The organism is Streptomyces sp. TSRI0281 (assembly GCF_001905125.1).
Lineage (GTDB): Bacteria > Actinomycetota > Actinomycetes > Streptomycetales > Streptomycetaceae > Streptomyces.
In genome coordinates this window covers 365,760-378,972 of the sequence record NZ_LWLE01000035.1, presented here as the reverse complement: position 1 = coordinate 378,972, position 13,213 = coordinate 365,760, and the positions used below count along the sequence as shown (strand labels likewise).

Here is a 13,213-nt window from a genome sequence, read left to right as displayed (position 1 = left end):
CGCCGCGCACGGGGCGGCGCGGGCTCAGAGGGCCGGGACGTCCTTGCGCAGCCGGAACCAGTAGAAGCCGTGTCCGGCGAGGGTCAGCAGGTAGGGCCACTCCCCGATGGCGGGGAAGCGCACCCCGCCGATCAGCTCCACCGGATGACGCCCGTTGAACGACCTCAGGTCCAGTTCCGTGGGCTGTGCGAAGCGCGAGAAGTTGTGGACGCACAGCACGAGGTCGTCCTTGTACTCACGCGTGAACGCCAGCACCGCCGGGTTCGAGGAGGGCAGTTCGGTGTACGAGCCGAGGCCGAACGCCCGATTCTGCTTACGGATCTCGATCATCCGCCGCGTCCAGTGCAGCAGCGACGACGGTGAGGCCATGGACGCCTCGACATTGGTGACCTGGTAGCCGTAGACCGGGTCCATGATCGTGGGCAGGTAGAGCCGCCCGGGGTCACTGGAGGAGAACCCGGCGTTCCGGTCGGGCGTCCACTGCATCGGGGTCCGTACGGCGTCCCGGTCGCCCAGCCAGATGTTGTCGCCCATCCCGATCTCGTCCCCGTAGTAGAGGATCGGGGAGCCGGGCAGCGACAGGAGCAGGGCGGTGAACAGCTCGATCTGGTTGCGGTCGTTGTCCAGCAGGGGGGCCAGGCGCCGCCGGATGCCGATGTTGGCCCGCATCCGGGGGTCCTTGGCGTACTCCGCGTACATGTAGTCGCGCTCTTCGTCCGTGACCATTTCGAGTGTCAGCTCGTCATGGTTGCGCAGGAAGATGCCCCACTGGCAGTTCTTCGGGATCGCCGGGGTCTTCGCCAGGATTTCCGAGACCGGGTAGCGGCTCTCGCGCCGTACGGCCATGAAGATCCGTGGCATCACGGGGAAGTGGAACGCCATGTGGCACTCGTCGCCGCCCGCCCGGTAGTCGCCGAAGTAGTCGACGACGTCCTCCGGCCACTGGTTGGCCTCGGCGAGCAGCACGGTGTCCGGATAGTTGGCGTCGATCTCCTTGCGGACCCGCTTGAGGAAGTCGTGGGTCTCGGGGAGGTTCTCGCAGTTGGTGCCCTCGCGCTGGTAGAGGTAGGGCACGGCGTCGACGCGGAATCCGTCGATGCCGAGGTCCAGCCAGAAGCGCAGCGCGGAGATGATCTCCTCCTGCACCGCCGGGTTCTCGTAGTTGAGATCGGGCTGGTGGGAGAAGAACCGGTGCCAGTAGTACTGCTTGCGCACCGGGTCGAAGGTCCAGTTGGACGTCTCGGTGTCGACGAAGATGATCCGCGCGTCCTGGAACTGCTTGTCGTCGTCGGCCCAGACGTAGTAGTCCCCGTACGGCCCGTCCGGGTCGCTGCGGGACTGCTGGAACCAGTCGTGCTGATCGCTCGTGTGGTTCATGACGAAGTCGATGATCACGCGCATACCGCGCTGGTGCGTGGCGTCCACGAACTCCACGAAGTCGGCGAGATCACCGAACTCCGGGAGCACGGCGGTGTAGTCGGAGACGTCGTAGCCGCCGTCGCGCAGCGGCGATTTGAAGAACGGCGGCAGCCAGAGGCAGTCGACGCCCAGCCATTGCAGATAGTCCAGCTTGGCGGTGATGCCCTTGAGGTCGCCGATGCCGTCGCCGTTGGAGTCCTGGAAGGACCGGACGAGTACCTCGTAGAAGACGGCGCGCTTGAACCAGTCGGGATCGCGGTCCTTGGCGGGAGTGTCCTCGAACGTGTCGTGGACAGGCTCATTGACGATCATGGTGTGGGTGACCCTCCGGTCGGCGGGGACGGTCGCAGGACCACGATGTGCGCGGGCGTGATGCCCGGCTCTAGGCGCACATAGAAGGTCCTGCCCCAGTGGTAGGTGTCGCCGGTGAGCTCATCGCGCACCGGTACGGTCTCGTGCCAGTCGAGGCAGAGCTTCGGCATGTCCAACGAGACCGTGGCCTCCTGGGTGTGGTGCGGGTCGAGGTTCACGACGACGAGGACGACATCCGTCCCGGAGCGCTTGCTGTACGCGATCAGCGCCTCGTTGTCGACGGTGTGGAAATGCACGTCGCGCAGCTGCTGGAGCGCGGGATGGCGGCGCCTGATCCGGTTGAGCGAGGTGATCAGCGGTGCCAGTGAACGGCCCTCGCGCTCGGCCGACTCCCAGTCGCGCGGCCGGAGTTGGTACTTCTCCGAATGCAGGTACTCCTCGCTCCCCGGACGCACCGCGGTGTTCTCGCACAGTTCGAACCCCGCGTACACCCCCCAGGACGGGGACAGTGTGGCGGCCAGCACGGCGCGGGCCTCGAAGGCCGGGCGGCCACCGTCCTGGAGGTAGCCGGGCAGGATGTCCGGGGTGTTCACGAAGAAGTTGGGCCGCAGGGACGAAGCGCTCTCGCCGGACAGCTCGGTGACGTAGTCCGTGAGCTCCTGCTTGGTGTTGCGCCAGGTGAAGTACGTATACGACTGCTGGAACCCGACCGCGCCGAGGGTCCGCATCATCGCGGGGCGGGTGAAGGCCTCGGCCAGGAAGATCACATCGGGATCGGTGCCGTTGATGTCGGCGATCACCTTCTCCCAGAAGACCACCGGCTTCGTGTGCGGATTGTCGACGCGGAAGATCCGCACCCCGTGGTCCATCCAGAACCGCAGGATGCGCGCCGTCTCGGCGACCAGGCCGCGCAGATCCCTGTCGAAGGCGATCGGGTAGATGTCCTGGTACTTCTTCGGCGGATTCTCGGCGTACGCGATGCTGCCGTCGGGCCGGTGGTGGAACCACTCCGGGTGTTCCTTCACCCAGGGGTGGTCGGGCGAGCACTGGAGTGCGAAGTCCAGGGCGATCTCCATCCGCAGGGTGCGGGCCGTCTCGACGAAGTGGTCGAAGTCCGCCGGCGTGCCCAGCTCCGGATGGACGGCGTCGTGCCCGCCGGCTGCCGAACCGATCGCCCAGGGCACTCCTGGGTCGTCGGGGCCGGGGGAGAGGGAGTTGTCGGGGCCCTTGCGGTGGGTGGTGCCGATGGGGTGGATCGGCGGGAGATAGACGACGTCGAACCCCATGGCGGCGACGGCGGGCAACCGCTCGGCGGCGGTACGGAAGGTGCCGCTGACAACGCGTGAGGTGTGCGCCGCCGCATCCGTCGCGGCTCCCGCGGTGGCCCGCGCGGCCGGTGCCGTCCGTGTCGCCGGTGCCGTGCGCGCGCCCTTGCCCCGGCCCCGCTTCACCGGTGGCTCCGCCCGCTCCACCCTGGCCCCTTCGGAACGCGGGAACAGCTCGTACCAGGAGCCGTACAGGGCCCGGCGGCGCTCCACGTTCAGCGGCAGCGGGCGTGAGCGGGTGACCAGTTCGCGCAGGGGGTGGCGGGCGAGCGCCTCGTCGGCCGCCGGGGCCAGGGCCGCCGCCAGCCGGGACGCGGCCGGACGGGACGTGTCGCGCAGCGCGTCGGCCGCGGCCAGCACCGCCTCGCGCCCGTCCCGCTTCGGTACGCCGGCGGCGGCCCGCTCGTACAGATCCGCGCCCTCCGCCAGCACCAGGGCGGTGTCGATGCCCGCCGGGATCTTGATCCGGGCGCTCCGGCGCCAGGTGGTGACCGGATCGCTCCACGCCTCGACCGTGTACGTCCAGCGGCCCTCGGTGTCCGGGGTGATGTCGGCGCCCCAGCGGTCCGTGCCGGGGGCGAGTTCACGCATCGGCGTCCATGGGCCGGTACGTCCGTTCGGGTCGCGCAGCACGGCGTTGGCAGCCACCGCGTCATGGCCTTCGCGGAAGACGGTGGCGGTGACCTGCAAGGTCTCACCGGCAACGGCTTTCGCCGGCCTTCTGCCGCAGTCGACGAGAGGACGGACGTCCAGGACGGGAATTCGACCGATCATGGAATCACCTGGGGGCTGGAGCTCGGCGTGCACGGGGTGCGGCACAGGTGCGGCGATATGACCGCGTATGTCGCGATGATAGGGATTTGTCCTTTGTAGCTGCTCCGCTGTCGGCTGACGGGCTGTGGGCATGGCCGCTCCTGTCCGCGTTCACTCCAATGGCACTCGAAGGGGGAGGAGCGCGGGGGTTCGGGCACGGAGAACGTGCACGGAGAACGTGTGCGGGCCTGGTTCGGGCTGCGTACCGGGAAAGCCTTCCCCGTGTCTTCGGGTGGGCAATCCGGCGCCCGTGTTAACTACTCGGTCGTAGCCGGGCTCCCGCGCGCGCCCCGGTGGGCGTACGGGGCCGGGGCGCCCCGGCGGATTCCGGGTACCCGCTCTGCGGCGCCACCCGGCAGCCTTCCCTGTGGTGCGAAGGTCCACAAGGCCGCGTGCGGGGGTGAAACCGGCCAAACCCGCAGGTGAACGGTGAGGCGGAAGAATGCGCGCGGGAACGTTGGGGCGCCTGGGGGAGGTTGCGGGGGGCGGGCGGGGCGGGAGCCGCCGGACCCGGTGAGCCGTCCGCGCGCCGTGGCTGCCGGGGACCGGCCGCCGTTAACGTCGAGGGTGACGGAGCGGCGCACACCGTGGTGCGTCCCCTCGGATTCGTACGTCCCCTGTAAAGGTGGAATACGTGAAGGCCATTCGTCGATTCACCGTGCGTCCCGTCCTCCCCGAATCCCTGCGACCCCTCCAGGACCTCGCCCGCAATCTGCGGTGGTCCTGGCACAACGAGACCCGAGAGCTCTTCCGCGCCGCCGATCCCGAGGGCTGGCGGCCCGCGGACTTCGACCCCGTACGCCTGCTGGGCGCCATGTCCGCGGGGCGGCTCGCCGAGCTGGCCCGGGACGAGGAGTTCCTGGCCCGGCTCGCCGACGCGTCCGAGAACCTCCGGGAGTATCTGAACGGCCCCCGGTGGTATCAGAACCGGCTGGCCCAGGGCGCGGAACTGCCCACCGCCATCGCCTACTTCTCACCCGAGTTCGGGGTGACCGCCGCCCTGCCGCAGTACTCCGGCGGACTCGGCATCCTGGCGGGCGACCACCTCAAGGCCGCCAGCGACCTCGGCGTACCGCTCATCGGGGTCGGTCTGCTCTACCGGCACGGCTACTTCCGGCAGACCCTCTCGCGCGACGGCTGGCAGCAGGAGCACTATCCCGTCCTCGACCCCGACGAACTCCCGCTCACCCTGCTCAGGGAGACCGACGGCACCCCCGCCCGAGTGGTGCTCGCCCTGCCCGGCGGACGCAGCCTGCACGCCTGTGTCCGGCTGGCCCGGGTCGGCCGCGTCCCCCTGCTGCTGCTCGACTCCGATGTCGAGGAGAACGCGCCGGGCGAACGCGATGTCACCGACCGGCTGTACGGCGGCGGCAGCGACCACCGGCTGCTCCAGGAGATGCTGCTCGGCATCGGCGGGGTGCGCGCCGTGCGCACCTACTGCCGGCTCACCGCGACCCCGGACCCGGAGGTGTTCCACACCAACGAGGGCCACGCCGGACTCCTGGGCCTGGAACGCATCCGGGAACTCGCCGGGGAGGGCCTCGACTTCGACTCCGCGCTGGAAGTGGTGCGGGCCGGCACCGTCTTCACCACGCACACCCCGGTCCCCGCCGGGATAGACCGCTTCGACCGGCAGCTGGTCGCCCGCCACTTCGGCGAGGGCGGCGAACTGCCGGGCGTCGGCGTCGAGCGGATTCTCCGGCTCGGCCGCGAGACCTACCCCGGCGGCGAGCCCGACCTCTTCAACATGGCGGTCATGGGGCTGCGGCTCGCCCAGCGCGCCAACGGCGTCTCCGCCCTGCACGGGGCGGTCAGCCGGGAGATGTTCTCCGGCCTGTGGCCGGGCTTCGACCCGGCGGAGGTGCCGATCACCTCGGTGACCAACGGGGTCCACGCGCCGACCTGGGTCGCCCCGGAGGTCCTGCGGCTCGGCGTCCGCCACTTCGGCGTCGACCGGACGACGGACGCGCTGGCCGGCGGGGAGGTGGCCGGCGAGCACCGCGCCGGTACGCCCAGGCGCTGGGACGCCGTCACCGCCGTCCCCGACCGGGAGATCTGGGACCTGCGCCGGGTCCTGCGCGAACAGCTGGTGACCGAGGTGCGCAAGCGGCTCTACGCCTCCTGGCGCAGGCGGGGCGCCGGTACGGCCGAACTCGGCTGGATCGACGACGTCCTCGACCCGGACGTGCTGACCATCGGCTTCGCCCGCCGCGTCCCCTCGTACAAGCGGCTCACGCTGATGCTGCGCGACCGCGACCGGCTGCGGGAACTGCTTCTGCACCCGACCCGGCCGATCCAGATCGTCGTCGCGGGCAAGGCCCACCCGGCCGACGACGGCGGGAAGCGGCTGGTTCAGGAGCTGGTGCGGTTCGCCGACGACCCACGGGTGCGCCACCGCATCGTCTTCCTGCCGGACTACGGCATGGCGATGGCGCAGAAGCTCTACCCCGGCTGCGACGTCTGGCTCAACAACCCGCTGCGGCCGCTGGAGGCGTGCGGCACCAGCGGGATGAAGGCGGCGCTGAACGGCTGCCTCAACCTCTCGGTGCGCGACGGCTGGTGGGACGAGTGGTTCGAGCCGGACTTCGGCTGGGCGATCCCGACCGCCGACGGCTCGGCCGTCGACGAGGACCGGCGCGACGAGCTGGAGTCCCACGCCCTCTACGCGCTGATCGAGGACCGGGTCGCGCCACGCTTCTACGACCGGGGCGGCGAGGGGCTGCCCGAGCGGTGGATCGAGATGGTCCGCCGCACCCTGGTCACCCTGGGCCCCAAGGTGCTCGCGGGGCGCATGGTGCGTGAGTATGTCGAGCGGCTCTACGCCCCCGCCGCCCTCGCCCGGCGTGCCCTGGTTCCCGAGGCGGCCCGGGAACTGGCGGACTGGAAGGCCCGCGTCCGGGCGGCCTGGCCGAAGGTCTCCGTCGACCATGTCGAGGCCGTCACCGACACCGCCGCGGGTGGCTCGGCGGAGCTGGGGTCCACGCTGGCGCTCCGGGTCCGGATCGCGCTGGGCGGGCTCGACCCGGACGACGTGGAGGTGCAGGTGGTCGCCGGGCGGGTCGATTCCGGCGACGCCATCGCGGACGCCCAGGTCTTCCCGCTGAAACCGGCGGGCGGCCACGACCTGGAGGGCCGCCGGCTGTACGAGGGGCCGCTGGCGCTGGACCGCACGGGGCCGTACGGCTACACCGTGCGGGTCCTGCCGGCCCACGCGCTGCTGGCCTCCGGCGCCGAACCGGGCCTGGTCGCGCTGCCGACGGAGGCGACGGGGGAGGGCGCGGGGGTACTGATGCGCTGAGGGGTCCGGTGTGCGGACGGCGTGGTCGGTGCGCGGACGGCGGACGGCGGACGGCGGACGGCGGACGGACGACGGGGGACGGACGACGGGCCCGCTACCGGAGCACGGTGCCGGGCCCGGCGGCGGTCACATGGACCGGGTTCGTGTTCTGAACGCAGAGTCTTGACGTGTCCATGGGATGCCTTTACGTTCCTCACTCATCGCAGAGTTCACAACACGGCCCAGTGTTCATGTATATGAAATCCCGTGTCGGGTCGCGCTGTTGAACCCCACCGCACCGGAAGGCACCCCACATGCGTACCGGCACCCTCGCCCGCGTCCTGGGCACCGCCACCGCACTGGCCGCGCTGATCGCCACGGCCTCCGCGGCCCCGGCCGCGGCGGACAGGCCCGCCGCGGCCGATGCCGTATCCGTGAAGGCCGCCGCCCCCGCCGCCTTCACCCACCCCGGCGTCCTCGTCAGCCGTCCCCAGCTCGACTTCGTACGCGAAAAGGTCCGGGCCGGCGCGCAGCCGTGGAAGGGGGCGTACGACCAGATGCTGGCAAGCAAGTACGCCTCGCTCACCCGGACCGCCAAGCCCCGCGCCGTCGTCGAGTGCGGCTCCTACTCCGATCCCAACTACGGCTGCACCGACGAGCGCGAGGACGCCATCGCCGCGTACACGCTCTCGCTGGCCTGGTACATCGGCCAGGACGACCGGTACGCGCGCAAGGCCATCGAGATCATGGATGCCTGGTCCGGCGTGATCAAGGACCACACCAACAGCAACGCGCCCCTCCAGACCGGCTGGGCCGGCTCCTCCTGGCCGCGTGCCGCCGAGATCATCAAGTACACCTACCCGAGCTGGCCGGACTCCGGCCGTTTCGGCACGATGCTGCGCGATGTGTATCTGCCGGAGGTCGCGGGCGGCTCCCGGTCCAACGGGAACTGGGAACTGTCCATGACCGAGGCGGCGATCGGCATCGCCGTCTTCCTGGAGGACCGCGCCGCCTACGACAAGGCCGTGACGCTGTTCCGCGGGCGGGTTCCCGCGTACATCTATGTGACCGCGGACGGCTCGCTGCCCAGGACCGCGCCCGGCAGCGGTCTGGACACCCGCGACAAGGTCATCACGTACTGGCAGGGCCAGTCGACCTTCATGGACGGGCTGGCCCAGGAGACCTGCCGCGATCTCACCCACACCGGCTACGGCCTCTCCGCCATCTCGCACATCGCGGAGACCGGCCGCATCCAGGGGCAGGACCTCTACCCCGAGGTCGCCGAGCGGCTGCGGCACGCGCTGGGCCTGCACGCGAAGTACCAGCTCGGTGCGGCGGTGCCGTCCTCGCTGTGCGGCGGCACGCTCAAGGACAGGCTCGGCCCGGTCACCGAGGTCGGCTTCAACGCGCTGCACAACCGGATGGGTTACGCCATGTCGAACACCCAGCAGCTCACCGAGCAGCAGCGGCCCGCCGCCTCCAACAACCTGTTCGTGGCCTGGGAGACCTTGACCCACGCGGACAACCCGGCCTGAGCCGACGGGGAACGAGGGGAATGAAGGGAACGAAGGGAACGACGGAACGGCCCGGAAGGAGTGTGAACTCCTCCCGGGCCGTTCCGGTGTCGTACTAGAAGGTCAGCTTGAAGCTGTTGATGCGTCCGGTGTCCTGCGAGGCGATGTCCTGGACCTTGAGCTTCCAGGTGCCGTTCGCCACCTCGGACGAGGCGTTGACCGTGTAGGTCTCCACCACGTTGTCCGCGGAGTCGCTGGAGGAGGAGTTCTTCAGCCGGTAGGCGGTGCCGTCCGGGGCGACCAGGTCGACGACCACGTCACCACGCCACGTGTGGGTGATGTCCACGCCGACCTTGAGGGCGGCCGGGGCGTTGCCCGTACGGCCGGTGACGTTGACCGAGCTGGTGACGGCAGCGCCGTTGTCCGGAATGGCGACCGCGGTGGTGTTCTCGAAGACCACACCACCCGGGTCGCCGCCACCGGGGCGCGGGCCGACGTTGATGCCGGCCCAGGCGTTGGCCACGGCCGTGTACTCAGGGCTGGTGGCGCCGTACAGCTCACTGGCCACGGCGAGGGTGCCGGTGCGGGCAGCGGCGTAGTTCGTCGTGGAGGTGAACTTGGTGGTGAGCGCCTTGAACCAGATCTGCAGGGCCTTGTCGCGGCCGATGCCGGTCACCGGGAGACCGTCGGAGGTCGGGGAGTCGTAGTTGACCCCGTTGACCGTCTTGGCGCCGCTGCCCTCGGAGAGCAGGTAGAAGAAGTGGTTCGCCGGGCCCGAGGAGTAGTGGACGTCGATGTTGCCGAGACCGGAGTACCAGGCGTCCTTGGACGCGCCGTCCTTGCTCGGCTTGTCCATGTAGCGCAGCGGGGTGCCGTCGCCGTTGATGTCGATCTTCTCGCCGACGAGGTAGTCACCCTTGTCCTCGGCGGTGTTGGAGTAGAACTCCACACCCGCGGCGAAGATGTCGGAGGTGGCCTCGTTGAGGCCGCCGGACTCACCGCTGTAGACCAGCTTGGCCGTGGCGGCGGTGACGCCGTGCGTCATCTCGTGGGCGGCCACGTCGAGCGAGGTCAGCGGTGCGGCGTTGCCGCTGCCGTCCCCGTACGTCATGCAGAAGCAGCTGTCCTGCCAGAACGCGTTGACGTAGTTGTTGCCGTAGTGGACACGGGAGTACGCGCCGACACCGTCACCGCGGATACCGGTGCGGCCGTGCACGTTCTTGTAGTAGTCCCAGGTCTCGGCCGCACCGTAGTGGGCGTCGGCCCCGGCGGTCTCGACGTTCTGCGGGGTGCTGTCGCCCCAGATGTCGTCGGAGCCGGAGAACAGCGTTCCGGTGCCGGACGAACCGTGGTTCAGGTTGTAGGTCTTGTGGTTGCCGCGGGTGGTGTCCGTCAGGGTGTACGACGGCGCGGTGCCCAGCGTGACCTGGCCGCTGTACTGGGTGTTGCCGGTGCCGTTCTCGACGGCCTGCCACTCGTAGAGCTTGGCGCCGGAGGAGGCGTCGGTGACGACGTGCAGCTCGTTCGGGGTGCCGTCGTGCTGGAGCCCGCCGACGACGGTCTCGTACGCGAGCTGCGGGGCGCCGCCGCTGGCCAGCCAGACCACCTTGCGCGGGGCCTTGCTCGCCTCGGTCTGCTTCGAACCCTCGGCCTTCGCCACACCGAGTGCCTGCTTCTCGGCGGCGGCCGGGGCCACGTCCGCCGAGGTGCCGACGGCCTTCAGCTGCGCGGAGGTCGCCTTCGACGCCTTGCTGACGCTCTCGGTCTTCCCGGCCTTGGTCTCCTGCACGACCAGGTCGCCGCCGAGTACGGGCAGCCCGGCGAGGGTGCGCTCGTAGCGGGTGTGCGTGGTGCCGTCCTGGTCCTGGACGACGTCGCGGACGACGAGCTTCTCCCCGGAACCGAGTCCGAGCGCCTTGGCGGTGTCCGCCTTGGTGGAGTTGGCCTCGCTGAGCAGCTCGGCGCGCTGGGCGGGCGAGAGCTTGACGGGGAGCGAACCGGGGTCGGCCTTGGTTGCCGCCGCCGGGACGGCGCCGGGGGCGCTGCCGGGGGTGGCGGTCGCGGTGCCGGACTGGACTCCGACGGCGAGGAGGGCTGCTGCGGCTATCAGAGCGCCGGTCGCGGTGGCACGACGGCTGGGCGTGGATCTCACGCGGACTCCTTCTGCGAGGGGGGTACCGGCGGCGCTGGTGAGCCGTCCGGACAGTGCAGGCGGTGCGCAGAACGGGGGAAGAGTGTCAGCAGTTGCGTACTCGTGTCAGGACCGCGTCAACAAGTTGGCCGGAATTCGTCCGTTGCCGAAAAGGTCATGTTCGTTAAGCGGACGTTTCGCCGATCATCATCGAAATGTCGCCCGGTGCCCCTCCGGCCCGTATTCACAGGGAGCGCACAAGATTGACTTTCCGGTGTCGTGTTCGAACAACGTACGCAGAAGCGGTTTCTGACCACCTGGTGAGACCGGGTCACGCTCTGGCGCGTTCCGGACATCGGATCGGCTACCGGGCCGGCCGCCGGAGGCGTCCCCGGACGGCGGAGGATGCGGCCGAGGGTGCGGCGGAAAGTGCGGCGGAATGCCGAGACCGAAGCCGATCAGTACCACCGGAGCGGTCAGCACGTCGTTCATGTGCTGTCTCCGGTACGTCCCCGCTCACTGGTGGTCGGGAGCGGCACCTTGATCGTCAGGCCGCCATCCGGATTGGCCTCGGCGTGTGCTTGGGTGCCGTGCGCACGGGCGATGGCGGCGACGATCGACAGCCCCAGGCCCATGCCTTCGCTGGGTGCCTGACGGCGCTCGGCCATGCGGTGGAAGGGTTCGAAGAGGCGGGGCACAGTTGCGGGAGGGATGATGGGGCCCGTGTTCGAGACCTGGAGGCAGTCGGCTCCGGTACGGATGGTGACTGTCCCGGCAGGCGTGTTGTAGCGGACGGCGTTGCTCACCAGGTTGTGTACCAGGTGCTCAAGCAGCACGGGGTCGCCCTCGACGTGGAGTGGGTCGGCCGTGAGGTCGATCACGACGTCGCGTTTCGTGGCTTCTGCGGTGAGGGCGTTGGCTACCGTCGCGGCGAGCTCGTGGACGCGAACGGGTTCGTAGCGCTCCAGGCCGCGTTCGGAGGCGGCAAGCAGCAGCAGGCCGTCGATGAGCTGCTGACTGTGCTCACTGATCTTGACGAGTTCGCCACGGATATACGCCACCTGTGCGGGGGTGGGGTCGCCGGCGAGGCCGATCTCCGCTGCGGAGCGCTGGCGCGCCAGCGGCGTGCGCAGTTCGTGGGCGGCGTTGGCGGCGAACCGGCGCTGGGCGGAGACCAGCTGTTCCATGCGGTCCAGCATCGAGTCGAAGGTGTCGGCGAGCCGTTTCAGTTCGCCCGGTGGTGCGTCCAGTGCGATGCGTTCGTGCAGTGTCGCAGCGGACAGGCGCTGAGCGGTGTCGGTGATCACGGCTACGGGGCGCAGGACCCGGCCGGCCATCCACCAGGCCAGGAGCACGGAGACGGCAGCGAAGGCCGTGAGGGCGATGAGGGAGACAACGAGCAGGCGGTGGAGGGCGGCCTGTTCGATCGTCGAGGCGAGTTCCGCGGCGCCTTGATCCTGCGGTACCACTTCGGTGGCCGGCCCGTCCGGGGCGGACTTTTCGGTGACGGTCCCCCGTTTGACCACGTTGCTGATGTTGGCGTGGAGCCCGTTGAGCAGCAGGACGTATACCAAGGTGATGAGCCCGCCGCCGGCGAGCAGGAGCAGGCCGGTGTAGAGGAGAGTGAGACGCAGGCGCTCACCGGGCTGCGGCCATGGCCGCCGACGCAGACGCGGTTGCGGGCGGGTGTTCATGCGGGGGTGTCGTCCTGCTGCGCGAACCGGTACCCGGCTGCCGGCACCGTCTCGATCGCTGGTGGCTCTCCGAGTTTGGCACGCAGGCGGCTGAGGGTGACGCGGACGGCGTTGCTGTCGTAGCTGATGTCCTCGGGCCAGACCTCCTCGATGAGGTCCTCGCGGCTGACCGCACCGCCCCGGGCGCGCATCAGGGTTTCGAGCACGGCGAACTCCTTGGGCGAAAGCGGCAGCGGATGGCCATGGCGTGAGGCTTTCCGGGCGGTGGTGTCCAGGCGTACGCCCGACTGCTCGAGGATGGGAGGTACCGCCGGTCTGGCACGCCGGCCGAGCGCCAGCACCCGGGCGAGCAGTTCTTCGTAGGCGAAGGGCTTGCCCAGGTAGTCGTCGGCGCCCAGGCCGAGCCCCGTGACCTTCTCGTGCACGGAGATAGAGGCGGTGAGCATGAGGATCCGGGTCAGCAGACCCTGAACCACCACGCGGCGGCACACTTCGTCGCCGTGCAGTCCTGGCAGGTCGCGGTCGAGGATCATCACGTCGTACGCGCCGAACCGCAGCTTTTCCAGGGCGGTGAGCCCGTCCGGCGCCCAGTCCACGGCCAGCGCGTCCCGCCGGAACCCGTCGGAGATCATCTTTGCCAGAAAGGCGTCGTCCTCGACGACTAGTACACGCATCCCTTCTGTGTACATCAGTCCCGTGTTTCAGCGGCATAACAGCATCTGTTAGGG

7 protein-coding genes are annotated in these 13,213 nt (G+C 69.7%); 2 read left to right on the top strand and 5 right to left on the bottom strand.

Going from position 1 to position 13,213, the window contains the following annotated elements:
• Positions 1-24 precede the first annotated feature (24 nt).
• A complete protein-coding gene (gene treS / locus A6A29_RS36275; RefSeq protein ID WP_073727147.1) occupies positions 25-1,731 on the bottom strand; it encodes a maltose alpha-D-glucosyltransferase in 1,707 nt (568 codons plus the stop codon).
• A complete protein-coding gene (locus A6A29_RS36270) occupies positions 1,728-3,830 on the bottom strand; it encodes an alpha-1,4-glucan--maltose-1-phosphate maltosyltransferase (protein ID WP_073727145.1) in 2,103 nt (700 codons plus the stop codon). The genes treS and A6A29_RS36270 overlap by 4 nt, the downstream gene beginning before the upstream one ends.
• Before the next feature lie 673 nt (positions 3,831-4,503).
• Here A6A29_RS36270 and glgP point away from each other — a divergent pair.
• Together glgP and A6A29_RS36260 are read left to right on the top strand one after the other, a co-directional pair.
• Positions 4,504-7,167 carry an alpha-glucan family phosphorylase gene (glgP, locus tag A6A29_RS36265; protein WP_073727143.1) on the top strand — a complete coding sequence of 888 codons (2,664 nt, stop codon included), beginning with the start codon at positions 4,504-4,506 and terminating at the stop codon, positions 7,165-7,167.
• Positions 7,168-7,460: 293 nt separating this feature from the next.
• A complete protein-coding gene (locus tag A6A29_RS36260; RefSeq protein WP_073727141.1) occupies positions 7,461-8,681 on the top strand; it encodes an alginate lyase family protein in 1,221 nt (406 codons plus the stop codon).
• Between the two features lie 94 nt (positions 8,682-8,775).
• Here the strand turns inward: A6A29_RS36260 and A6A29_RS36255 are convergent, their stop codons facing one another.
• The 3 genes from A6A29_RS36255 to A6A29_RS36245 form a co-directional block, all read right to left on the bottom strand.
• On the bottom strand, positions 8,776-10,812 hold the full coding sequence (locus A6A29_RS36255; RefSeq protein ID WP_073727139.1) for a M4 family metallopeptidase: 2,037 nt from the start codon (positions 10,810-10,812) through the stop codon (positions 8,776-8,778).
• Between the two features lie 467 nt (positions 10,813-11,279).
• Entirely contained in the window at positions 11,280-12,485 is a 1,206-nt protein-coding gene (locus A6A29_RS36250; RefSeq protein WP_073727137.1) for a sensor histidine kinase, read from the bottom strand.
• A complete protein-coding gene (locus A6A29_RS36245; RefSeq protein WP_073727135.1) occupies positions 12,482-13,159 on the bottom strand; it encodes a response regulator transcription factor in 678 nt (225 codons plus the stop codon). Before A6A29_RS36245 ends, A6A29_RS36250 begins: the two co-directional genes overlap by 4 nt.
• Positions 13,160-13,213 lie beyond the last annotated feature (54 nt).